The organism is Moorena sp. SIO4A5, assembly GCF_010672005.1.
Classification (GTDB): Bacteria; Cyanobacteriota; Cyanobacteriia; order Cyanobacteriales; family Coleofasciculaceae; genus Moorena.
Genome location: NZ_JAAHHZ010000008.1, coordinates 1 through 24,196 on the forward strand (window position 1 = coordinate 1; position 24,196 = coordinate 24,196).

Consider the following 24,196-nt stretch of genomic DNA (forward strand, 5'->3'; position numbering starts at 1 on the left):
TCGCCATGAATTTAGTATTCGTAAACACTTCCAAAAAGAAGGGTTACAGCTCTCGGAAGACTTACTCACAGAGTTAAATTTATATGATCATGTTATCTACCGCTGTGTAGTAGGGTCGAGAGCATTTGGTCTGGATGATGAAAACTCTGATACAGACAGACGGGGTATTTACCTGCCACCAGCTGTGGTTCACTGGTCTTTGTATGGAATTCCGGAACAGTTAGAAAACCACGAGACTCAGGAGTGCTACTGGGAGCTGCAAAAGTTTATCATTTTGGCACTGAAAGCTAATCCAAATGTGTTGGAATGTCTCTACACACCACTAGTGGAAACAGCCACTCCCCTAGCCAAGGAATTGCTAGCTATTCGAGATATTTTTCTGTCTAAGTTGGTTTACCAAACCTATAATGGGTATGTGATGTCCCAATTTAAGAAAATGGAGCAAGATTTTCGGACTAAAGGAGCAGTTCGATTAAAACATGCTATGCACTTAATCCGTTTATTGCTCTCAGGGATCACAGTCTTGAAAGAGGGGTTTGTACCAGTGAAAGTTGAGGAGTATCGGCAACAACTCCTAGCCATCCGTCGGGATGAAATGCCATGGCAGGAGGTTACTGCTTGGCGATTGAGTTTACATCAAGAGTTTGATGCTGCTTTTGCCAACACTAATTTGCCAGAACGTCCGGATTATGAAGCAGCTAATCAGTTTTTGATTAAAGCACGTCAAAGTATGGTTTATAGGAAAGGGAACAGGGAATAGGGAATAGGGAACAGGGAACAGGGAGTAGGGAGTAGGCAACAGGAAACCAAAATTATCACAATTATTACACGGATTGCTATAGTTATACAGCGTTTTTCCTAACTATTAGGTGCGCTTGACCCATTAAGAATTAAATTCACCACAGGTCGCACCTGAGTTACACAGGATTGTTTCACTATTGCCTCTTGCCTCTTGCCTCTTGCCTCTTGCCTGCTCCCTTCTCCCTGCTCCCTACTCCCTGCTTCCTAAAAACATGTACCTCACCCAATTGAAAACTGCTGTATATGAATTTAAACCAAAAACTACTAACTGTAATTTATACTCAACCCCATCCACTGTTATTTGCTACCCTCAGTGGAGCCCATTTGTATGGTTTCCCTTCACCAGATTCTGATTATGATTTGCGTGGTAGTCACATTCTGCCAGTGCAGAAGGTTATAGGACTGGACCCGGGACCGGAAACGATTGAAGTCTCGGAAATTCGGGATTCCATAGAACTGGATCTAGTCACTCACGATATCAAAAAGTTCTTTGAGATGCTGCTGAAAAAGAATGGTTATGTCTTAGAGCAGCTGTACTCACCCCTAGTTATTCACACTACACCGGAGCATGAGGAATTAAAAGCGATCGCAAAACAATGCATTACTCGCTACCATGCCCATCACTATCTAGGATTTTCCCGAACTCAATGGAAACTGTTTCAAAAGATGAGTCCATGTCGTGTCAAACCTTTGCTTTACGTCTATCGGGTGCTGTTGACTGGTATCCATTTAATGAAAACTGGGGAAATAGAGGCTAACTTGGTTAAGCTGAATGAGGTGTTCCAGTTACCTTATATTCCAGATTTAATTGCTCGAAAGCTAGCAGGAGTAGAAAAGTCTGTATTGGAAGATACAAATTTGAATTTTCATGAGGGAGAATATAATCGTCTACAGAGTAAATTAGAGGAAGCATCTGAGTCTAGTTGGTTACCAGAAGCACCATCAGCTAAGGATGCTTTGAATGATTTGCTCTGTAGATTGAGGATGGCAAATTTACATTGAAATTGCTATATAGCAAAGGGAACAGGGAGCAGGGAGCAGGGAGCAGGGAGCAGGGAGCAGGGAGCAGGGAGCAAGGAATAAAATTTCTAGAAAATGCTATAATAATAATTATAAATAAATTTTTAAATGAAAGTAAAACAATTAGCAATTTCTAGTATGATATTTGCTCTGCTTGTGCTTGGTTGTGCTAGTGAAACCCCAGCAGATAAGACCCAGCCTCAGCAGGTAGCAGGGGATTGTGGTGAACGCCAATGTCAGGAAGTTTTAGCTGACCTTGGCGATAGTTTTCCCGAACAAATAGCTGAATGGGAAAGGGAGTGTAGTGATAGCAAAAGTTTCAGTTTAAAGGTTTTTCAGAATCAAGAAGAACCCCAGCGAGTCAGCTTTATTTGTTGGGATAAACCCGTAGGAAATGGCAATCGCACTGGTACATGGTTAGGGGTTTTGCCGTTAGTAGCGAATGATTATACTTTTGTGAAGCCATTGGTTTGCTCTAATTCTGACCAACAGTGCCAGAAAGTATTGCCTCAATTACGCAGAAATGCTCCAGAGCTAGTCCAGAAAGCAGAATTTAAATGCGCGACCAAACAGGGGTCTCTATTTTTGAGAGTTTCTGAGCAGGAAATCGATATTCGTTGCGGGTTTTTTGCGACCTCTGTTTGGGATGAAAATGGCGATGGTTTAGTGGATAATGAAGACCCAGTTAGTGTTGATATTTCAGTGGGTACTTTTAAACGCTAAAGTTTTATAATTAAGGGGATAGCTGATATCTAATACTATAGCATTTCCAAATATATCATGAAAACTCAGGCTAATTTACACTGCCCCCTACTCCCTACTCCCTACTCCCTACTCCCTACTCCCTACTCCCTACTCCCTACTCCCTACTCCCTACTCCCTACGGGGAGCGCTAATAAATGTCTATAGATAGAATTAACAATGCCAATGCCTTAATTATCGGTTCCAATGGAGGTATTGGTCTGGCTTTTGTCAAACAATTGCTGCAAGATGAATCCTTTACCAAGATTTATGGCACTTATCGTAACCGTGATTCTAGTTCGGAATTAATTGCCCTTGAAAGCAACTATCCTAATCGATTAGTTTGTCTATCGATGGATATCACCGACGAGTTGCAAGTATCTGAAGCTGTCAAACAAATTAGTGTAGGGATAGACAAACTCCACTTAGTGATTAATTGTGTTGGATTGCTTCATGACGGCAGCTTACAACCAGAAAAAAGCCTGAAACAGATTAATTCAGAACACTTGATGCGTTACTTCCAGGTTAACAGTATTGGAGCAGTGTTGCTGGCTAAACATTTATTACCATTATTCCGTCATAGCGATCGCAGTATTTTTGCTAGCATTTCTGCAAAAATTGGCAGTATTGGTGATAACCAACTGGGAGGATGGTATGGCTATCGAGCATCGAAAGCAGCCTTAAATATGTTTATGCGAACGGTGGCGATTGAATACAGTAGAAAAAGTCCTCAAACTATCGTTGTCACGTTACATCCTGGTACAACCAATACGCGCCTTTCTAAACCCTTTAAAAAAAATGTACCTGCTGATAAGTTATTCCCAGTAGAGCGTACTGTTAATCAACTACTGGCGGTGATTGAAAAGCTGGATAAAGGGGATAGTGGACAGTTTTTCTCCTGGGATGGAAGCCAGTTACCTTGGTAAACTAGTGTAAGCATTTAGCTATCAGCTATCAGCTATCAGCTATCAGCTATCAGCTATCAGCTATCAGCTATTAGCTATCAGTTATCAGCTATCAGTTATCAGCTATCAGCTATCAGCTATCAGCTATCAGCTATCAGCTTTTGAAGAAAACAGCTAAGGATTAGTTTAATTTGAGGAAAGTCTTTTAAAGAAAACAGGTAAGGATTAGTTTAATAGTCACGAAAGAGGTTGATTTTAAGCTGACCACTGACCGCTGACCGCTGTTCGCGTAGCGTGCGCGTAGCGCATATGCTTACATAAAGCCTTTATTCAGTCTTTAGGACTGACTCTTTTGAGTCGTCTTTGGCAACGTTATCTCTGGGAAAACCGGATATCAATCCGCTTTCAATCATCAAACCAATCCCGGCATTAATCACAACTAAGCTTAAGGTTCCTAACCAAAACCAAGGCTCTCCTTCAATTCTTTTAGAAACGGCTTCTCCAAATAAGCATAAGCCTAAGGGAAAAAGCAGAACTCCAGCTTGAGATTTGATATACCAAATTAGTTTCTTGTTCATGAGATTGCTATAGTCTTTACCAAGATAATATAGTAGCTTAATGGTGATCAATTTAAAAGGGGGCTTATTTACTAACTGTTTACCAACTGTTGTTAATAAAACGCTAAATTGTAACGGGCAAGATGCCCATTCCACATTGTGCTACACGGGCAAGATGCCCATTCCACATTGTGCTACACGGGCAAGATGCCCATTCCACATTGTGCTACACGGGCAAGATGCCCATTCCACATTGTGCTACGGGAACCCATGGGATTATACCAGATAGATGTTACACTTACCTGATAACTGAACACCATTATTAAAACCCGTGGCAAATTCCCCAGCATCTCCAGAGTCCCAATCCGAAACCCCTAAATTGGCTCGCACTCCCCTATTTGACCAGGTGGTAGCACAAAATGCCCGCTTGACAGCTTTTGCGGGTTGGGAAATGCCAGTCCAATTTAGTGGATTGAAAAAAGAACATGCTGCAGTACGAACTGCTGTCGGAATTTTCGACATCTCCCACATGGGTAAGTTTGCTTTTCATGGTAAGCAACTACGGGAGCAATTGCAGTCTCTAGTACCTTCGGATTTAACCCGCCTGCAACCGGGTCAAGCTCAATACACGGTGTTGTTAAATCCCAATGGTGGAATCATTGATGACATTATCTTCTACTACCAAGGTGAAGAGGAGTCTGGGGAGCAGCGGGGGATGATGATTGTTAATGGAGCAACCTGCACCAAAGACAAAGACTGGTTGTTAGCTCACCTGGATGCTGACTTAGTTACCTTACAAGACCTCTCAACATCAAAAGTGTTGATCGCAGTACAGGGACCATTGGCGATATCACATCTTCAGCCATTTGTCAAAGAAGCGTTAGCACCAGTCAAAGCCTTTGGACATCTAGAGGCAACGGTGTTGGGGAAACCGGCATTTATGGCTAGAACCGGCTACACGGGGGAAGATGGATTTGAGCTGATGCTAGACCCAGATGTGGGCATAGAGCTGTGGCTGACACTTTTAGAGTCTGGTGTCACTCCCTGTGGTTTAGGTGCCAGAGATACCCTGCGCCTAGAAGCAGCAATGGCACTGTACGGACAAGATATTGATGATACCACGACACCTTTAGAAGCTGGGTTAGGTTGGCTAGTGCATCTTGATAGCAAAGGAGACTTCATCGGACGCTCGGTGCTAGAGCAACAAAAAGCAACAGGGATCCAGCGCAAGCTAGTTGGGATCCAGATGCAAGGAAGGCAGATTGCTCGCCATGGTTACCCAGTCCTAGCTGATGGTGAGGTGGTAGGAGTTGTCACTAGTGGTACATTAGCACCAACCTTAGGAAATGCGATCGCACTAGCCTATGTTCCCAGAAAGTTGGGCAAAGTTGGACAGCAGCTGGAAGTAGAAATCCGGGGTAAATCCTATCCCGCCGTTGTGGTCAAGAAGCCTTTTTATCGCTCTGAAAATCGTCCATCGGCCAAGTAAAGCTATCCATGGCTGACAGATAACCTTAAACTTTCAACTTTCAACTTTCAACTTTCAACTCTCAACTCTCAACTTTCAACTTTCAACTTTCAACTTTCAACTTTCAACTCTCAACTTTCAACTTTCAACTTTCAACTTTCAACTCTCAACTTTCAACTTTCGATTGCCTAATGCCTAATATATTTCTGGACAACTTCCCAACCAGTCAGGGAAACCCAGGTAAATCCCACTAGCAAGGCAATGTTGGTAGCAACGTGAACAGCCCTTGCTAAGGGTTGTTGAGGACTAATTTGGGTAGCACTAAAGGCTGAGAGCAACACCAGTGCTACCACAGACCATCCAGCTATTAAGTGGGCTGAATGACCTAGATGACCGTAATGGCCGATGGTACCTACTAAACCAATCCCCAGCAGAACTAAGACTAGAGCGACCATGATCCAGCCAATGATGTAGTGCAAAGGGCGTAACCAAGTCGGTCGTGGGCGTCCGGAGTGACGTTGATAAAACGCAATGCTGCCGGTGATTGCCAGGAGTACATAGGCAAAGAGGGATAAACCCATTGACCAAGCAGCAATTTTCCAGAGCCAGAGAAAAGAAGGGAGATTCACAGGGTGATGGGGTGATGGGGTGATGGGGTGATGGGGTGATGGGGTGATGGAACAGAATCTCAAGATCTGTTCTTGTTCACTTTTGAATTACCCTTGCTATGGTTACAGACCAAGTGACAAGTTACAAGTCTAGCACTATAGCCTATTTAGCTTGAACTTTCAACCTACCTGACAAGGGACGCCTGGGTAAGAACAACCTTGGCCAAAAGGCCACGCTACGCGAACAACCTTGGCCAAAAGGCCACGCTACGCGAACAACCTTGGCCAAAAGGCCACGCTACGCGAACAACCTTGGCCAAAAGGCCACGCTACGCGAACAACTTTCAACTTTTAACCTTCAACCTTCAACCTTCAACTAGACAACCTTCAACCAAACCACCTTCAACCAAACCACCTTCAACCAAACAACCTTCAACCTTCAACCAATGAAAAAGGGGTTGCTCCTGTTGTAAGCAACCCCAAAGTATAGATTATAGTAACTAGACCGCGCTAACCAGCCTAGGCAATTTTTCAGCTAACACTCTTGGACTATCAACTGTTTCTGGATGTGGTTTGATATCAGCAGGTTTGGCTGATTGGGCGGAAACAGCATAGCCATAAGCATTACCACTTTGGCTAACCAATAAGCGGTAACAAGGGATGGTATCTGAGAGAATAGAACTTGCCATCATCCCCGTATGTATTTCTAGAAGAGCCTGTGGCGGTGCTTCAAAAACTAAGCGCTGCCCTGGGAAAACAACTCTTTCAAAGTACCAGTTAGGTATATTAGTTATTCTAGCAATCTGGATCTGGCTAGTAGCGTTCACATAGCAGCACAGAAGGGAATCTTGGCTATCTGAAGGAATAGGATCAAAAACTTGTGTCATATCTATTAATTCTCTAAAGGTTAATTTATTACAAACACCAAGGTAGCATTGATGATCCCGGCGAGCTGTAAACATGGCTACTAATTATTGGAGTTTACCTCAGCCGATCACCAACAAAACACCGTTAATATGCTGATTATTGGGATTATTTAGGATTATTTGCTGGTTTTAGCGATATTCAGCATCATTCAGGTGTAATGCTCACTCTAGAAACCCTATTATATGACTTTACTCTATTAGATGACTTTATGCTGATTTTTGATCCCTATAGACAAAACTACCATACGCTTGAGGTAAGTCCCTAATTTTGGTAAAGTTAAGATATGTAAACACCAATTTCATAATTGTTGCCCACCCTTGGTAAGTTCTGCCCGCCGTAGTCTCAAAGTAGAGAAAACGGCGGTAGATAAATCTGTCTATAACTCTAGCTATAACTCTAGGTATAGATCTGCCTTGAAATCTTGAGCTTAATTGGCCTTTGGGCCACGCTACGCGAACGGAATTGGTCAAGAATAACCCAAACTAACCTTCCTGATAAAAAAAACTTATAATAACAAAAAATCATTACTATAAACAGTTACCAATGGAACAGAAAATACTATATGTTCGCCTTCCGTGTAATCCAATCTTTCCGATCGGGGTGGTTTATTTAGCTGACCATGTTCATAAACAGTTCCCGGATGTAGAACAGCGCATTTTTGACTTGGGAACTGTACCTCCCCTAGACTTTGGCAGCGCCTTGGATACTGAGATAGACCAGTTTAAACCAACCCTGTTGGTATTTTCCTGGCGCGACATTCAAATCTATGCTCCAGTGGGTGGTAGGGGTGGTAACCCGCTCCAAAATGCCTTTGAGTTTTACTATGCTGGCAATCCCTTGGTGAAATTACGGGGAGCGCTGGGGGGTCTGCGTTTAGCTGCCTCTTACTATGGCGAACTGTGGGGGAACTTGGGGTTAATCAAACAAGGACTCAAACGAGCTAAACGATATAACCCAGACGCTCGCCTGATTGTGGGGGGTGGAGCAGTTAGTGTATTCTATGAGCAGTTGGAAAATAAACTGCCAACTGGAACCATCGTTTCCGTTGGAGAAGGGGAAACCTTACTCACGAAACTTCTCCGGGGTCAGGACTTCGATGATCAGCGCTGTTATGTGGTAGGGCAAGCTAAGCCACGCGATCGCATGATCCATGAGTCTCCCACTGCCATTGAAAAAATTGCTTGCAACTACGACTATATTCAAAGCATCTGGCCGAGCTTTGATTATTACTTCCAACAGAACGACTTTTACATTGGAGTTCAAACCAAGCGTGGGTGTCCCCATAACTGCTGCTACTGTATCTATACCGTTGTAGAAGGCAAACAGGTACGGATTAACCCGGCAGATGAAGTGGTAGCAGAAATGCGGCAACTCTATGACCGAGGCATCCGCAAGTTCTGGTTCACTGATGCTCAGTTCATTCCTGCCAAAAAATTCATTGGTGATGCGGTTGAACTGTTGCAAAAAATCCTTGATTCTGGTATGAGTGACATTAACTGGGCAGCATACATTCGGGCAGACAATCTTACCCCAGAATTATGCGACCTGATGGTAAAAACCGGGATGAATTACTTTGAAATCGGGATTACCAGTGGTTCTCAGGAACTGGTGCGGAAAATGCGCATGGGCTATAACCTACGCACCGTACTGCAAAACTGTCGTGATTTAAAAGCAGCTGGCTTCAATGACCTAGTTTCCGTCAACTATTCTTTCAATGTGATCGATGAAACCTTTGACACCATTCGTCAGACTATTGCCTATCACCGGGAACTAGAGCAAATATTTGGTAGGGATAAAGTAGAACCAGCCATCTTCTTCATTGGTCTACAACCCCATACCCATTTAGAACAGTACGCCTTTGACAAAACTATCCTCAACCGGGACTATGATCCCATGAGTTTGATGCCCTGGACAGCAAAGAAACTCCTATGGAATCCCGAACCCCTAGGGTCTTTCTTTGGTGAAGTTTGTCTGGAAGCTTGGCGGCAAAATTCTAATGATTTTGGGCGTGAAGTGATGAAAATCCTTGAAGAAAGACTAGGAGTGGCTCCATTAGAAGCAGCCCTCACTGCCCCAATATTACCAAATAAACACCAAGAAAAAAAACTAGTAAGTTTAAATAACTAGAAAGGGATAATGGCAAAATTAAATTAACAAGTTTAAATAACAAAATTTAATTAACAATTTTTAAGTAACCATGCGCTCAGGTTCAATTTTACAAAAACTAGAACAAGCCTATCGCGGCACCAAAAAACCTCTAAGCTTTGGAGTTTATTACAAAAATACCTTAGTGTCGCTGTGCCATGCCCTAGAAGACTTTATCCTAGAGTCTGACAGTCCTCCACTAATGATTACCGCCTTCCAGCGGGGCCAATGGTATCTTGAGGAAGCTGAACGCTATGGCGATATAGCACTGAAATCATCTCAGGTGGTAATTCTAGCCGCACCGGATGCTGGCTTTGCTGAACATCCCACCAGCCAGCGGTCGAATGTTGCCCTAGTTAGTTTAGAGTCCTCCGATCCTGTAGCTCAAGAGTGGCACTTGATTATTATTTCTGAGACATACACAGCAATGGTGTTATGTCAAGAATTATCTGAGTCGGATTATGGCACTCAAGGACTGCCAGAGCAAGACCGAGAGCGCAAATTCTACGGATTCTGGACATTTGAGCCAGACTTGGTCAGGGAGACAGTGGAGTTTGCGATCGCTCATATTGGTAACTATAACCCAGACTTGCAAGCCAGCTTAACTGCACAACTTCAACAGATGATCGACAGCACCAGGCCACGAGACTATATTGGGGCAGTGGTGAATCGGGTCGTGAACTATCTTCAGAAAGGTCAACAAGAGTTACCGTCCCATACCTCCCCGAGCCATGTTCAGGTGTTAGACGATAACCTCGTTTCTAATGAAATGCAAGCTTTCTTGCGTATGGCTCAGCTAATTGACCAAGCGGATGCTGTCAATCCCAACGCTGGCGCTGAGGTAAAAAGCTTGTCTGAGACTATAGGCCAGTTGCTGGATTTACCAGCATGGCAACTGAAACGTTTAAGTCTGGCAGCACTCTTGCACCGTCTATCTCCCTTGCAGGGGGTCAAGATAGAACTACCCCCTAAGTCAGCTGCTCAGAAAGAGGTGATCGAGAAGCAGGAATCTCTTCCGAGGGGATCGGTGTTACGGATTATGCCTCGATTGCAGGCTGTCGCTAACATTATTACCCACCAAACCGAATCCTGGGATGGTTCAGGACAACCGGATGGCTTAGCTTACGATAACATTCCCTTGGAATCGAGGATTTTGAGGCTGATGGCTTATTTTCAGCAGCAACTCAATACCTATAAATCTGAGGAGGATGCTCTGTCTCAAGCTCTAAGAAACTGTCAGGCATTGTCAGGGGAAGCCTTTGACCCTAAACTGGTGGAAACCCTGGGACTGATAGTGATGGGAATGCAGCAGGGTATGAGTTTGCAGGCTAATCAGCCTAAAATTGCTTCAGGGATGTGGTTGCTTGATTCCTTATCTGAGGAAAAAGTAACGGTTGAAGGATGAAGGTTGAAGGTTGAAGGTTATCAAGGTTGAAGGTTATCAAGGTTGAAGGTTATCAAGGTTGAAGGTTATCAAGGTTGAAGGTTATCAAGGTTGTTCGCCTTTGGCGTTCCCGTAGGGTAGGTTGAACGCGATTGCGTGGCCTTTTGGCCAAGGTTGAACAGTTCAAGATTGTTCTTGCCCAGGGGTCTGGTGTAGGGTAGGTTGAAGGATGAACAGTTCAAGGTTATCTGGTTGATGGAAATTGAAGCAATTCGGGCGGGGAAAGTAAAGCAACTGCCAGGAGCAGATTTGGAAGATGAGGATCTTTCCGGTAGCCAATTGGAAAAAATTAATCTTGCTGGTGCAACACTTGTGGGGGTAAATTTTTCTGGCTCTAATTTAAATGGTGCTCGTCTCGATGGTGCTAACTTAATCGGTGCCAAACTGGAATCTGCTGACTTACGGGCAAATTTGCTTGGTGCTAATTTGATGCAGGCGGATTTGAGTGGTGCGGACTTGCGGGGTGGTAATCTGCGCGGCGCTAATTTGATGGGGGCTAAGTTGAGTCAGGCTTGCTTTACCGGTGCTTTTTTAAGTGGTGCCAATTTGATGGGGGTGAATTTGCAAGGGGTGGATTTGCGAGGGGCAGATTTGCGAGGAGCTAATCTTAATGGTGCCAATTTGAAGGGAGCTGATTTGTCTCAGGCGGATTTACAAGGGGCAACCTTAAGTGAAGCAAATCTGGAAGAGGCCGATCTCCGTGGAGCTAATCTATCTGGTAGTAATCTCAGTGGGGCGAACTTGCTTTGTGCTGAGATGGATGGGGCTTCTTTAAGTGGTGTTAATTTGGATCGAGCTTGTTTAGTGGGGACCTGTGTGCCTGAGGAATAATTGACAATAGTGGGTAACGGATAGAAAGGATGGCAGCTGGGGAGGTGTGTGATGGAATTGCTTAGCAATAAGTAAGACTTATTTCGATTGAAAAAATTGACTTTTTAATTCCCGTAACATTCTGCTTGTTCCTTGATTAATTGCCTGTTCTACGAGTTGAGGAATCTGTGTAGTTAAGGATAAATTGGGAAAGGTTGGACTGAGCGACGTTTCTTGATAATTTCCATCTTTGATGATGTAAATTTTAAGTTGTTGTTTGCTATAAATCCATACTTCAGGAACACCAATGGCTGCATAAACCTCAAGAGTTGTTTTTGAAGTAACATCAGATTCAATAGCTAAGTCTGGGGGTGGATAAATGTCCAAGTCAATGTGAGTACAGCCTCGCATTTGAGGAGCATTCTGAATATAAAGACAGGTATCCGGTTCAACACCAGCAATTTCAGGACGTTTAAAGGTAGTTGAACCAAAATCTTCCCAGTCGCGCCCCTGTAGGTTTAATATGCCTTTAACAATATCGGCAATAATCCGGTGGGGTCTTTCGTGAATAGCAAGGGGGGACATGATTTCTAAATTTCCTTGATAGTAGGTCAGCCGCACTCGTCGCTTTTCCCCAAGTTCGTCAAGAATTGTTTCAAAGTCTTGCCATTTAAGGTTATCTATAGTAATGGCACTACCGGGTGTGAGTTGGATAGCTTTGATGGGTATGGTAACGGTCATGGTTTTTCCTCAACTGTACCGACGTGATGGGTAAGTCCTAATTGGATTAATTTGAGGGGCGGAGTGCGATCGCAAAATGCCTACACAAAATGCGATCGCATTTACAAATCCTAACTAGTCCCTGGGTTTAAGCAACACCGTTCAGCAGTCAACAAAGAAATCTATTCCACAGTCACCGACTTCGCCAAATTCCTGGGCTGATCCACATCCAACCCTCGCCTTGCCGCAATGTGATAGGCTAACAACTGCAACGGAATCACCGCCAGAATTGGTGAAAGCAACTCCTCCACCTCTGGTACAGGCAACAAATCATCAAAGATATCCATCGCCTCTTTGCCATTGCTCGGTGTCACCCCAATCAACCGAGCATCCCGAGCCTTAGCTTCCTGAGCATTAGAAATTACCTTCTCATAGACAGTACCAGGCATTGCGATCGCAACCACAGGCACCTTAGCATCCAGCAGAGCAATCGGACCATGCTTCATTTCCCCAGCTGGGTAGCCTTCAGCATGAATATAGCTAATTTCCTTAAGTTTCAGCGCCCCTTCTAAAGCAATCGGAAAATTAATCCCCCGTCCTACAAAGATAAAGTCTTGGGTTTCCGCAAAGTCATGGGCTAATTCTTCAATATACTTTTCTTGACTTTCCAGCACCTGCTCAATCTGATTAGGCAATTGCCGCAAGCCTGCCATAATTGCTTGAATTTTTTCAGGGGCGAGAGTATTACGTCGATCTGCTAAATCTAGCGCTAGACAATAAAAGGCCACTAACTGGGTCACAAAGGTTTTAGTAGCCGCCACCCCAATTTCAATCCCTGCCTGGGTATCAATCACATCAGGCACCAACTGAGCCAAAGAACTTTCTGGTCGATTCGTAATTCCCAGCAGTCGGGGCTGATACAGAGGGTCTAATCCACTGCGACGGTGTTTTTCCATCTCCAGTGCTGCTAAGGTATCAGCAGTTTCCCCAGACTGAGTTACCCCAATAGTTAGGGTATTCTTAGTTAACGGACCTGGTGCATAACGAAACTCAGATGCATACTGCACCATGGTAGGAATTCCTGCCAACTGCTCCAACAAATATTTACCCACCAAACTAGCGTGCCAACTGGTTCCGCACGCCAGAATCTGAATCTGTTCTACATCCTCGTACAGTGACTCTGGTATGCCTAACTGAACTGGGGAATTAGCCAGGTCTGCCTCTGTCTGTGTAGGATTAGCATGCCAATTACTATTGAGATACCGCTCGAAACAGTTGCGCACTACCCCTGGTTGCTCATAAATTTCCTTAAGCATAAAGTGTCGGAATCCTTGCTTTTCCACTTGAAAGGGATTCCAACTGAGGGTACGGGGGAACTTATTCAACCGACGACCCTCAAAGTCGTAAACTTCTGCCCCTAGGGGAGTTAACCGTGCGATTTCCCCATTGTCTAAGTTCAATACTGCCCTGGTATGGGGTAACAATGCTGGGGTATCCGAGCCAAAGAAAAATTCCCCTTGACCAAACCCAATAATCAGAGGAGCCTGTTGCCGCACTCCAATCAATTCATCAGGATAGTCAGCACAAAGGATAGCTAGGGCAAAAGCTCCCTCTAATCGATTCACGGTTTGCCGCACTGCTTCTAGGAAAGGAGAGAAGAAGGAAGAGGAAGAAGCCGAATTTTGGTGTAAACACTCAGCAATTAGATGGGGAATAACTTCTGTATCGGTATCGGAGCGGAATTCATGTCCCTGCTGGATCAATTCTTCCCGCAATTCCCGGTAGTTTTCAACAATGCCATTTTGTACCACTGCCACCCGCATTGCCATATCCATGTGGGGGTGAGCATTATACTCTTCCGGTTTACCATGGGTTGCCCAGCGCGTGTGTCCAATGCCAATCCGCGCCTGGTTTTCGATTTGTACCAGTTTTTCCCGCAAATTGTGCAATTTTCCCTTAGCACGTACACAATGAACGTCCCCTTCCGAGACTGTAGCAATCCCAGCAGAATCATAGCCTCGATATTCGAGTTTCTCTAATCCTGCCATTAAAATTTCTGTAGCGATTTGCGGACCGATATAGCCGACTATTCCACACATAGTGTTGAGTTTAGTAAGTAACCATAATACTCAAACTATAGCCGTGCTAACAGTGGAGTGTCCTGTGTTGACGGTTAACCGTCAACGGTTGACCATCAACAGTCAACCGTCAACATCAGATAGATTGCTAGGTTAATGGTTAGTAAGCCAAGCCCATGCTACGAGTTGTTTCAGCTCCCAGGTAAACCCGGATGCTCAAGAAGTCAGTAGGACAAGCAGTTTCGCACCGCTTGCAACCAATACAGTCTTCTGTACGAGGAGAAGAGGCAATCTGACCAGCTTTACAGCCATCCCAGGGAACCATCTCCAATACATCTAGAGGGCAAGCCCGAACACATTGGGTGCAACCAATACAGGTATCGTAAATTTTAACGCTATGAGACATTGATTTAAGAACTCCTACATTTTTTTATCGGACATTGCGGAAAAACCGCTGACCTGTCTCCTTGGGAAAATTGGGGATATTCCCGATGATTCCACCAGGATTATCTTTGCCTAGGTTCGTGCTTGTTGGCGTTTCAGGCAAACGACAGGGAATTTTAAGGATCAAGGGCTAGTTTACCGCAGGGTTTTGATAGTCTTGCGCCAGAGGTTACAGAACTTTAAATTCTTTAATATATCAGTATCAGAAACTATTGTGTGATCGAGCCTAATCTATGGGTCAACCTCAAGAAGAGCGATAACGGGGAAACCTTGGTAATTCAATAGACGCTAAGGATTTGCGCCCTTTGGAGGGACGTAGGGGATAGAGTACTGGTGATGGCGACTTACCCTGAGACGGAAATACGTCATTGGTCTGATTTGACTGTGACTCAGCCTCTATGATATCTTCTGGCAATTCCTGACTCGATGGATTTGCTTCAGGCTCCAAGGTCTGAGTATGGTCTGACCTACTGGTTTGCTCAAGGTCACTAGTCAATTCAACGGTTTGGTCAGATTCATCTGAGTTAGTCGTTTCTAGTTCTGATCTGCCATCGACTTTGGCATTAGCCGACTCTGATGGCAACTCCGACAACCCAAATTCCTCTGCCAGGGCAGACATTTGCTCAATTAACTGTTGTGCTACTTCTATCTCTTTGGCTGTCACATTTTCAGGGGAGATTACCTGAGTTTGCCCTGGACCCGAGGCATCTGCTGGGGATATAGGATCAGTTTGGTTAGGTTGGCTGCTGTCAACCGATAACGCTTCTGTGGTAGATTGAGACTGGACAGAAGAATTACCAGTACTGCTGAAAATAAATTCTTCTGCAAATAACTCTGGGTCAGCAGACCAGGGTCTAATCGCCTGGGCTTTTTGTAGCAGAGATTGCTGAGCAATGATGCTCCGACTCTCTTGCTGTTGTAGTACAGAATTCTCAGAGGCAGGCATTTCCAGACACTTTTCTAAGGCTACCTTAAATTGCAAGGTTTGCTGTTGTTGTCGGTATAGACGGGTTCTAAGTTCTCGACAGGTATCTTTCAATTGCACCAGCTGATGAGATTGTTCGTTGTAGCGCTGCTGGGTTTGGGAATAGTCCTGTTCGAGTCTGGCAACTTGATCCTGAGAGCTTTGTAACTGTTCTGATAAGGTTTCAACCAAAATTTGCTGGCGTTGACCGGATTGATGGGATGATTCTAGAGTGTGGAACAAACGGGTTAATTGGTCTTGAACTGTATTGAGTTCCAGATCTTTTGTGGACAGGAGTTTGTCGTACTCTCGCAATTGCTTAGCTTGTCCGTTTAACTCCTGCTGTTTTTCCTGGAGTGCTTGCTGCAGCTGGGTCACTTGCTGCTGTAAGCGATGATTGTCCAAGCGCAGTTTTTGGGCTAAGGCAAACCATTCACCATCCTTGGCTAACTGTTCCTCAGAAACATCAGCTATCTCAGTGTCAATATCAGTGTTATCAGTATCATCAGTGCCATCATTATCGGCTTCTGTAACTGATGATGCCATGGTGGTAAGGAGAGATTCTATAGTCTGTTCTAGTATTGACTGTTCAATAAGATTATCTATATCATCAGATACTATGGTGAAATCATCAGGTACTGGTGCGAAGCTGAGCATTTTTGGGTTATGGTCGGTCTGCTGCTGATCTGGCTTCTTAGTATCCTGGTTATCCATTTCGGTAGTAGACTCAGGAAGGGGAAGGTTATTGGGGTTTTCAGATTCACTCATTGCTCTTCATCAAGGGGTTCACAATTTCACCATTGGGGCAAGGAGCCAAAAAGTCAATCGCTCAAGATGATTTTAGTCTTGAGGGGCAACTTTGGGTCAAGATGCAGACTCTCGAAAGTGCCGATGGCTTGGCATTGACTTAAGTTTGGGCGCAGATGGTTGAGATTACCTTACTACTTACTAACCCAAGAGTAATGCATAAAAATTGACTGGCTAAAAATTTTGAGACAAAAAATGGATGCTGATTAGAAAACAGGAGCTAGGGAGCAACACTTTAATACAAATGTACTATCATTGAGCAATGAGCTAATGCGTTCCCGTAGCGTGGCTGTAGACCAATCGCAATTTCAGTTTTTGATAAATCTGATTACTATATACCGTTTTACTATGAAAAACTAGCAGTATTTTTCATTAGCTATTTTCCAAGAGTATAGATCTTAAATTAAGTCATTTATCTTTGATAATAGCATTTTATTTATTCAATTGTCAACTAGTAAAATTTCAATCCCTTCATCTGTTTTAAAGACAGGGCAAGGGATTACAGAGAGGGCAAAGTTTGGCTTGAAATGAGACGAAGGGGGATTGATATGAGAGTCCGAAATAACCCGTGGCTGATAACCAGTGAAAAAAGCGATTGGCCTCTGGCCACGCTACGCGATTGACCTTGGCCTAAAGGCCACGCTACGCGAATGGTCACGCTACGCGATGCTCGGTACGAGCCGCTACGCGAACGCATAACCAGTATGGGGACGAACGTCTGGTGGGTGAAACCCTAGCACAATATCTGATTTGGGAACCCCTGCGGCGACCAGTTCTTCTGTGATGCCATCTTCGATACCATCCCGTTGAATCCAGATTTTTCCATCAATAATCTGAACATGGGTAATGCAGCCGTGGACTCGACGTTTGCCATCCCAGCCAACAACCATTGGCCTAAAGGCCACGCTACGCGATCAGCATAAAGTGATTGTTTAGAGAATCGGCAATGGCATAACTTTGGATATCGCCGTGACTGTAACTAATCCGAGCTTGACACTCCCCGGTCTAAAGACGCGGGGATTCTTCATTCAACGAGCCAACTTGCTCAATCAGGCCGGAACCAGAAAGAGTAGAGGTCGATTCTCCTGAAGCGTTGGGATAATGGATCCAGGTTCCGGTGTGCCCCACCGTACCCAAGGCTCTTTTTAGGATGTTGATTGCAGCGTTATGGTCTCTATCAAGTTCACACCCACATTCGCACACGTGAGTTCTAGTCGATAATGACTTCTTGACTATTTCGCCGCACTCTGAGCAGTTTTGGCTTGTATAAGCAGGATTTACCGCAACGGTGACCCTACCGAATTTTTGGCCAAAGTGCTCCAACCATTTTCTAAATTGATACCAACCTGCATCGTTAATAGATTTAGCTAGACAGTGATTTTTAACCAGGTTTTTCACTCTTAAATCTTCATAGGCGACCAGGTCGTTAGACCGGATTACGCAACGCGCCAGTCTCTTGGCATGTTCTTTACGTTGCCTACTTACTTTAAGGTGATGCCTACCTAATCTATTGACGGCTTTCTTACGGTTGGATGAGCCTTTCTTTTTCCGGGAAACCCGGCGTTGATAAAATTTTAGACGCTTTTCTCCTTTTCTATAAAAGCGGGGATTAGGTTCAGAGTGACCATCAGAATCAGTGTAGAAGTCTTTTAACCCAACATCTAATCCGATAGTTGTTCTAGATGGTTCCAATTCTTCTTTTATGTTTACTGAAACACAGAATTGGACATAGTACCCATCAGCTCTTTTGACTATGCGAACCCGTTTTATTTGTTTTTTGTCAAAGCGCCACAAGTCCCAGGTACCTTTGAGCTTTAGTCTACCGATTCCTTTCTTGTCACTAAAGGTGATTGATTTTTTGTCAGGGGACAACTTCCAACCTGACTGTTTGTATTCAACCGATCTACAGTGTTTTTGAAAACGGGGAAAACCTTTCTTCCCTGGAACTTTTTTCTTACAGTTTTCAAAAAAGCGAGAAATTGATGACCATGCTCTCTCGGCAGCAGCCTGTCGAGCGGTAGAGTTCAATTCATTAGCAAAAGGGAATTCCTTTGCCAGTATTTGAGAATACTTACTAAGGTCGTACTTCCCTGTACCTTTGTTGTCTATCCATAAACGAAGGCAGCTATTTCGGATAAATTTAACTGTCCGAATTGCCTCGTCTATAGCTTGATACTGAATGGGCTTACCGTAGGCTTTTAACTCTAGAATAATCATCATAAATCGACATCAATTTAGACAATTTTATAATAACAAAGTTGGCGTAAACCGTCAAGTCTTGCCTGATATATTTTCACGGCGACTAAAGTCGCTGCCTGGCTTTCATCCCCGGTTTTAAAACACGAGGCTTTCAGCCTGGAGCGTTTCCGTAACGCTCTAGAATTTCTCGAATTAATCTGGAATACTCATCTAATCTATCCATTCCAAGATTTCCTCCCCGTTGGCATCAAAAACTAGCAAATTTAACTGATTGCTATCAATAGCAATTCGAGCAATTTTATCTTGAAAAAAATCTAAGTAAACTGCATTGCGAATCCCTAGATATAATCTTCGATATCGATCGTAACTTGATCACGCTTTAGGAATTGGTAACAAGCATAAACTTTGAATCTTGAAATAAAACGTTACACAAACCGCTAGATTTTTACGATATTGCTTTATATCCTAATGAGATACACAGGATTTTTCACCTATTGCCTATTGCCTATTGCCTATTGCCTATTGCCTATTGCCTATTGCCTATTGCCTATTGCCTATTGCCTATTGCCTATTGCCTATTGCCTATTGCCTATTGCCTATTGCCTATTGCCTATTGCCTCTTGCCTCTTGCCTCTTGCCTGTTCCCTATTCCCTGTTCCCTATTCCCTGCTCCCTGCTCCCTGCTCCCTAAAAATGTACCTCTGCTAGTTAATCCATGGGCAAGTCCCGCAGGAAATAAAAGCAATCACTTTTACTATCCGTTTCCTTGATTCGCCCCAAGTAGCCAGTTAAGGGAGAAGAAAGCTCAATCAATATTTCGTGTAGTTCTGGCTGAGTCAAGGACTGGGGTGGATTGGAGAAGTTATAGGCTCCATAGATCATCTCTACTCCCACCGTGTGATTATCTCTATCGTCAATTAGCTTTTTCACCAGCTGGACAATATGCGATCGCAATTTCAGTTTTTCAGAAATATGATTAATATATTTTTCAACTTCCTGATCAGCTTGACCAGCTATCAAGTAATTCTTTAGTATAATTAAATCAACGGAATTGGGATACTGGCTTTGGAGTTTCACCAGCTTCTGAAGAGTGTCAGGATTAATAATTGCCATACCATGTACAATAGCTGCATCCATAAGTTGTTTAGTCGGCTCACCAGGGCCAATAATTAACTTAGCAGTTTTCTTAAGTAGTTCTTGATTGTTTAAACGTAACGTTCCTAAATTCAACAGTTGTACTGCCGTATCGTTAGGAATTTTTTTCCCAGCCTTGCACTCACCCACCAAAGGATAAGGTTTTGAGCAGAATAAATCTAAACCACCAGCACCACCTTTGTGAGCATGGTCGATGGTAAATCCCAGAAACTTAAGGCTATCACGAACAATATTTTCAAAATCTGTTCCAGCTTGATAATTAGTTTTACCTTGATCCAACTCTTTGCTGCGATTTCCCAATGCTGCTATGGTATTTATCCAAGCTAAATCTGGATTAGATGACGTTAACTGCTTGTTGCTACTCCAGCCTATAAATTTTTTGATCTCTTCGTCAAGGGCTTCAGCCGCTGGGTTAGTAATCGCCAGGTTAGCGATTTGACTCTGTAATTCTTCCAATTCCGGATACAGTGGCGGGAGTCGATTTTCTAGCTGGTGTCGCCGTTGGCTGAAAATGCGATCGCTTAATACTGGCCAATCGTCACTAACCCTAATATTATCACCTAAACTAACAAACTTCCCAAGGGGCTGACTAGTATTATTTATAGCTACTTCAAGCACTTTAGGCAACTGATAGACCCGCAAGTAAGCCAGGAAAATACCCTGTTTTTTCTCAAGTCTTGCTTGTAATCCTGCTGCTGTCCATACCGTTAACGGTGATAAGCTCTCCAAGGATTCAGTTTTATTCAGGTGTTGGCAAAGTTCACACCTAGCCCAAGCCTTAATCAAAACTGTCTCAGAATTCAGTGCCGTTAGACTTTTTTGGGCTATTTCTCTAAAACTAGGGCGATAATAGTGCTCAAGAGACAGGGGATTACTTGATGTATGATTATTACTTGATAGTGTACTACTTGATAGTGTAGACGGATATAGGGCAAATTTCCGCCCTGGATTGATAAATAGCTGAGGGATAGCAGCAATCATTCGCCCTTGGATTAAGGCTTCGATATCTGGTGCTGGTAAAAGGAGAGCTCTTGGAATTAAATCTTGCTGACTCATTATCTTACTGACTCAATAGTAGATATCTATATCACTTCCTATCAATCAATCTCATTCCTGCCTGGCATCGTCAACTTTGTAAGTCTTGTTAACTCTAGCAGTTAAAACTAAACCATCTATAAGAATCTGTGTAGGAACTGTGATAATTTTGTTTTCTTTTCCCTACTCCCTACTCCCTTTTCCCTACTCCCTACTCCCTATTTCCATATCCGCTTTTACCTATTCCCTTTGCTATATAGATCCATTGAGTTAATCATCCTTTAACTTTACGCCTCTTCATCCACTGCCTCTTCAGTAATTTGTCCCGATGGAGCACTCAAAATTTCTCGCAGTAATCGGTTATCTATAGCTAGCTTTGTGTTAGAGATAAAATCTTTAATCTGCTCTTCACTCAACTCATAGTCTTCACGACTGTCATAAACAGCGCGAATCGCAATTAAAGGCTTAACCTCCTCTGTTTTCAACGCTACGGATTTTCCTCCTTGAGCCTTAAGGTTATTCAAAGACTCTTGAGCCTTCTTGGCATTTGGACTTATCGGTTTAGAGCGGACTAAACAACCACGGGTCAGATCATATTTTTTATAATTCCCAAGATGAGATAACCCAGTCGTTACCCTGTTTCCAAAAGATGCTTGGATCACTGCTAGTCCGATTTTGACCGTATTACCTTCTTGTTTACCAACTATCTTGACGCCGAGGTATTTATTTTTTGGTTTAACGGGAGCTTCAATTTTTTCGATTGTGACTCCTTCCACTATCTGTCCTATGAGTTGCTTGAGAGCAAACTTAATAGCGTTAGTTAGTTGAGAGTCATCCTCCATGTACTCTTCATTGTCAATATTGTCAATATTTTTGATCTCGTTATTATAAGCAGAGCTAACGGGATTTATAGGAGGTCTATGGGATGAAACTTGCTGACCATTAGGTAATCCCCAGTTAGTTTGACACCATTGCAGAACCCTTCTTGCTGTTGGTCGTTGTTTCCCCAATTCTTTCAGTGTTTCTTCGGTAAAGGGATAAACCCGCTGAGGAGGAGTCAGTTTATTTTCAGCATAAAACCCTTTTAACCATAGGGAAACTAAATCAATGATCTGCTCAGAGTTGAGATAATTCAACTCAACTACTCGCTCGCCTATTCTGTCAACAACTGCCTCATCCAAAGGTAATGCTCTGATTTGATGTGTCCAAGTGTCAGGATACATAGCAGTCAGAAGCACACCCCGTTTAAGGCTACTGTATAAATCTGTTGCTAAGCTAGCAATAACTTGTGCTCTGGTAAACCCTATATCATTACATTCTATACCATCTAATTGATCAAAACATACCACCAAGGGATTGTAATCACTAATTAGAGCTAAAATTTGACAAGTTATATCAAAAGCGTCTTTGTCATCTTCCGAATCGTTGGGTAAATCCATCTCGTCAGCTTTTTTCTGAGATAAACTTTTCCCAGACAGCCATTTAATAGCATAAGGAGCATGCTGCTTTGATAATGTCCATAAAATCGCTCTGATCAGATCCGGATTGTCGATGTCGGTCTTGATTTCAAGAACTTTATCAGTCAGTTGATCAATTAGCTTAGGATTTTTAGCCAAGGCATTGTGAAATACATTGACTAACTGCTGAGATGTGTAATTTTTTTGCATCGCCTCATTGGCTAAAGCAGTTCCTAACTCTTGCCACTGAGTCACCCCCTGGCTACCAACCTCCTTAAGACTTAATGCCAGGGTCTTCAAAAATTCCGGCTTGATCCGATTAAGGTCATTGTAATCAGTCATGTATACAAACCAAGCACCGCCTTCAGCTTGAAGAATTTGATGGCGAACCCTACTGAGCAAATGAGTTTTGCCTAACCCTTTTTCCGCCTTGATGGTAATGCCAATAACGTGACGCTCCCCGGTACGCACTTGTTCAACTGCCTTAAAAACAGCGTCGGAGGCATGAGCATTGATAGAAGGAACGTCAGGAAATGCTTTTTGCCATACATTTTGCTTCTTGACAACTAGCTCTTTGTTAAAAGGGTTTTGTTTTTTGATGATATTTTGGAGTTGTTCAAGGGGAGATGAACTGTTATTCATGAGCAACTGTTAGTCATTTTGGTGTGAGGAAACGCTACAAACAGTCAACAGAGATTTATTACAATAACCAGGGCAGCCTAGGATTATAGCCGCTTAGCATAGCAGCGTAATCCACTTAGTTCTGTGGTGATGGAATCTTCAATTTTGGATGGATCGCTATCCGGTAAGCTACCACCTTGGAGTTGTAAAATCTCGTTAGCTTGCATTTCCAACAACCACTCATTAAACTGGGAACGACTGACACTATCTCCAATTTCCCGTCTAATCCGATAAATCGGTACGAGATCATCAAGGTTATAGTCCTGATTTAGCTTGTCATACACCTCCAAGACCACCGACTCAAAGGTTTCATAAGAAGCGATCGCATTTTCCCCAGTTTTCCCAGCATCAGCGCCTGCCTCAACGACCTTAGCCACTGAGCTTCTCTCTCTAATCCAATTTAGAACAGCCTTGACATCCTTGGCTCTGACCAGACTACCATCAAACTCAAAATCAGCGCTTTTGATGCCAGCGTCTAGCACTTCCAAGCCTTGCTCTGTCAAAAACACATACTCGATTCGGGCTTTTTTTGTTTTCTTGATCGTCCCATCTGTTTCCAATGTTTTAAAGATGTCAGTATAATCACCAGACCTCTCATTATTCAGTTTCACTGTGTCACTTAAGTCTTTTCTTTTCACTTCCTGCTTTGATCCCCCTAGATCCCACAAGTGTAGCAGCAGGCGAGTTGTAGCTTGAGCTGGGGTTCCTCGTAACCCTTTCTTATTTTCTTTCTTATTTTCGGGTTCAGGGTTTGTGGACATTTCCGTTTGTTCTGTTTGTTCTACTGTTGACATTTCCATTTGTTCTAGGTATTTTTTTCCAGTATTTACGTAGATCAGATTATGGCTTGTCACCTCTCTATCCAGTGATAGCCTACCCAATAGTCTGATGCCAATTCGGCACGATTGAGTCAGAAGCCATAAATTTTTATGGCTAGCCTAGCCTTAGGCAAGCCAAATTAAGCCTCTGCCTTTGTATAGCCCTAAAATTGCATTTTGAGGGCTATGAGTCATAGCTAAGTCAATCACACTTCCGCAATCACAATTCCCCATGGGATTGCCCCTTGGGGTGCTGCGAAAAGCGAAATCGTACTCACTTGCCTCTAGGATCAGAATTTCAAAACTATCCAGTCTTTCCCCCCAGAAAGCGATCGCATTTACTGGGAAAATCTCCAATTCTGCTAGCTTGAGTAGAGCAAGGTAGTCGAGTCTCGATATTATATCACTTCTG

Annotated in this window: 23 protein-coding genes and 2 pseudogenes; 11 read left to right on the forward strand and 14 right to left on the reverse strand. The window is 43.4% G+C overall.

Annotation, left to right across the window (positions count from 1 at the left end; translation table 11 throughout):
* The 5 genes from F6K57_RS05710 to F6K57_RS05730 all read left to right on the forward strand — a co-directional run.
* Positions 1-760, forward strand: a 760-nt coding sequence (locus F6K57_RS05710; protein ID WP_293065640.1) for a nucleotidyltransferase domain-containing protein, incomplete at its 5' end; no start/stop codon positions are given.
* 284 nt (positions 761-1,044) lie between these two features.
* Positions 1,045-1,803 (forward strand): nucleotidyltransferase domain-containing protein, encoded by a 759-nt coding sequence (locus F6K57_RS05715; RefSeq protein WP_293065643.1) that lies wholly within the window; start codon positions 1,045-1,047, stop codon positions 1,801-1,803.
* 126 nt (positions 1,804-1,929) lie between these two features.
* Positions 1,930-2,544, forward strand: a complete 615-nt coding sequence (locus F6K57_RS05720) for a hypothetical protein (protein WP_293065646.1) — start codon at positions 1,930-1,932, stop codon at positions 2,542-2,544.
* Positions 2,545-2,601: 57 nt separating this feature from the next.
* Positions 2,602-2,730 (forward strand): hypothetical protein, encoded by a 129-nt coding sequence (locus F6K57_RS05725; RefSeq protein ID WP_293065649.1) that lies wholly within the window; start codon positions 2,602-2,604, stop codon positions 2,728-2,730.
* A complete protein-coding gene (locus F6K57_RS05730; RefSeq protein WP_293065652.1) occupies positions 2,721-3,488 on the forward strand; it encodes an SDR family NAD(P)-dependent oxidoreductase in 768 nt (255 codons plus the stop codon). Before F6K57_RS05725 ends, F6K57_RS05730 begins: the two co-directional genes overlap by 10 nt.
* Positions 3,489-3,793: 305 nt before the next feature.
* Here F6K57_RS05730 and F6K57_RS05735 read toward each other — a convergent pair whose 3' ends face one another.
* Complete coding sequence (locus F6K57_RS05735; protein ID WP_071103539.1) at positions 3,794-4,045, reverse strand: hypothetical protein; 252 nt, start codon at positions 4,043-4,045, stop codon at positions 3,794-3,796.
* Between the two features lie 310 nt (positions 4,046-4,355).
* On the opposite strand from F6K57_RS05735, the gene gcvT reads away from it, so the two are divergent.
* Complete coding sequence (gene gcvT, locus F6K57_RS05740; protein WP_293065655.1) at positions 4,356-5,513, forward strand: glycine cleavage system aminomethyltransferase GcvT; 1,158 nt, start codon at positions 4,356-4,358, stop codon at positions 5,511-5,513.
* A gap of 167 nt (positions 5,514-5,680) precedes the next feature.
* Here gcvT and F6K57_RS05745 read toward each other — a convergent pair whose 3' ends face one another.
* The gene (locus tag F6K57_RS05745) at positions 5,681-6,121 is read right to left on the reverse strand and encodes a DUF4079 domain-containing protein (RefSeq protein ID WP_293018160.1); all 441 of its coding nucleotides are present in this window, start codon (positions 6,119-6,121) and stop codon (positions 5,681-5,683) included.
* Between the two features lie 198 nt (positions 6,122-6,319).
* On the opposite strand from F6K57_RS05745, the gene F6K57_RS05750 reads away from it, so the two are divergent.
* A complete protein-coding gene (locus F6K57_RS05750) occupies positions 6,320-6,550 on the forward strand; it encodes a hypothetical protein (protein WP_293065658.1) in 231 nt (76 codons plus the stop codon).
* A gap of 50 nt (positions 6,551-6,600) precedes the next feature.
* On the opposite strand, the gene F6K57_RS05755 is transcribed toward F6K57_RS05750, so the two are convergent.
* Positions 6,601-6,987 carry a DUF1830 domain-containing protein gene (locus tag F6K57_RS05755; protein ID WP_293039462.1) on the reverse strand — a complete coding sequence of 129 codons (387 nt, stop codon included), beginning with the start codon at positions 6,985-6,987 and terminating at the stop codon, positions 6,601-6,603.
* A gap of 583 nt (positions 6,988-7,570) precedes the next feature.
* Between F6K57_RS05755 and F6K57_RS05760 the strand changes: the two genes are divergently transcribed.
* From F6K57_RS05760 to F6K57_RS05770, 3 genes are all read left to right on the forward strand, one after another.
* Positions 7,571-9,154, forward strand: coding sequence for a photosystem II high light acclimation radical SAM protein (locus tag F6K57_RS05760; RefSeq protein ID WP_293065661.1), 1,584 nt, complete (start codon positions 7,571-7,573; stop codon positions 9,152-9,154).
* Positions 9,155-9,224: 70 nt separating this feature from the next.
* Complete coding sequence (locus F6K57_RS05765) at positions 9,225-10,577, forward strand: DICT sensory domain-containing protein (RefSeq protein ID WP_293065664.1); 1,353 nt, start codon at positions 9,225-9,227, stop codon at positions 10,575-10,577.
* A gap of 234 nt (positions 10,578-10,811) precedes the next feature.
* On the forward strand, positions 10,812-11,447 hold the full coding sequence (locus F6K57_RS05770; RefSeq protein WP_293065725.1) for a pentapeptide repeat-containing protein: 636 nt from the start codon (positions 10,812-10,814) through the stop codon (positions 11,445-11,447).
* 78 nt (positions 11,448-11,525) lie between these two features.
* Here the strand turns inward: F6K57_RS05770 and F6K57_RS05775 are convergent, their stop codons facing one another.
* From F6K57_RS05775 to F6K57_RS05805, 7 genes and pseudogenes are all read right to left on the reverse strand, one after another.
* The gene (locus tag F6K57_RS05775; RefSeq protein WP_293065667.1) at positions 11,526-12,167 is read right to left on the reverse strand and encodes a Uma2 family endonuclease; all 642 of its coding nucleotides are present in this window, start codon (positions 12,165-12,167) and stop codon (positions 11,526-11,528) included.
* Between the two features lie 161 nt (positions 12,168-12,328).
* Positions 12,329-14,245: a glutamine--fructose-6-phosphate transaminase (isomerizing) gene (glmS, locus tag F6K57_RS05780; RefSeq protein ID WP_293018167.1), complete on the reverse strand. Its 1,917-nt coding sequence runs from the start codon at positions 14,243-14,245 to the stop codon at positions 12,329-12,331.
* Positions 14,246-14,384: 139 nt separating this feature from the next.
* Positions 14,385-14,630 carry a photosystem I iron-sulfur center protein PsaC gene (psaC, locus tag F6K57_RS05785; protein WP_015145320.1) on the reverse strand — a complete coding sequence of 82 codons (246 nt, stop codon included), beginning with the start codon at positions 14,628-14,630 and terminating at the stop codon, positions 14,385-14,387.
* Positions 14,631-14,912: 282 nt separating this feature from the next.
* Entirely contained in the window at positions 14,913-16,400 is a 1,488-nt protein-coding gene (locus tag F6K57_RS05790) for a hypothetical protein (protein WP_293018168.1), read from the reverse strand.
* A 722-nt stretch (positions 16,401-17,122) separates the two neighbouring features.
* Positions 17,123-17,423 (reverse strand): annotated as a pseudogene (locus F6K57_RS05795) (XisI protein).
* A gap of 21 nt (positions 17,424-17,444) precedes the next feature.
* The gene (locus F6K57_RS05800) at positions 17,445-18,656 is read right to left on the reverse strand and encodes a transposase (protein WP_293065728.1); all 1,212 of its coding nucleotides are present in this window, start codon (positions 18,654-18,656) and stop codon (positions 17,445-17,447) included.
* Positions 18,657-18,848: 192 nt separating this feature from the next.
* Positions 18,849-18,989, reverse strand: a pseudogene (locus F6K57_RS05805) (element excision factor XisH family protein); the annotation flags it as partial.
* A gap of 117 nt (positions 18,990-19,106) precedes the next feature.
* Between F6K57_RS05805 and F6K57_RS05810 the strand changes: the two are divergent.
* Positions 19,107-19,346 (forward strand): hypothetical protein, encoded by a 240-nt coding sequence (locus F6K57_RS05810; RefSeq protein WP_293065669.1) that lies wholly within the window; start codon positions 19,107-19,109, stop codon positions 19,344-19,346.
* On the opposite strand, the gene F6K57_RS05815 is transcribed toward F6K57_RS05810, so the two are convergent.
* From F6K57_RS05815 to F6K57_RS05830, 4 genes are all read right to left on the reverse strand, one after another.
* Positions 19,347-20,849 carry a DUF1802 family protein gene (locus F6K57_RS05815; protein WP_293065672.1) on the reverse strand — a complete coding sequence of 501 codons (1,503 nt, stop codon included), beginning with the start codon at positions 20,847-20,849 and terminating at the stop codon, positions 19,347-19,349. It lies immediately after the preceding gene.
* A 266-nt stretch (positions 20,850-21,115) separates the two neighbouring features.
* Positions 21,116-22,927, reverse strand: a complete 1,812-nt coding sequence (locus F6K57_RS05820; RefSeq protein ID WP_293065674.1) for a hypothetical protein — start codon at positions 22,925-22,927, stop codon at positions 21,116-21,118.
* Positions 22,928-23,010: 83 nt separating this feature from the next.
* Complete coding sequence (locus F6K57_RS05825; protein ID WP_293065677.1) at positions 23,011-23,820, reverse strand: hypothetical protein; 810 nt, start codon at positions 23,818-23,820, stop codon at positions 23,011-23,013.
* Positions 23,821-23,910: 90 nt separating this feature from the next.
* Positions 23,911-24,141 (reverse strand): hypothetical protein, encoded by a 231-nt coding sequence (locus F6K57_RS05830; protein ID WP_293048004.1) that lies wholly within the window; start codon positions 24,139-24,141, stop codon positions 23,911-23,913.
* Positions 24,142-24,196: the final 55 nt, after the last annotated feature.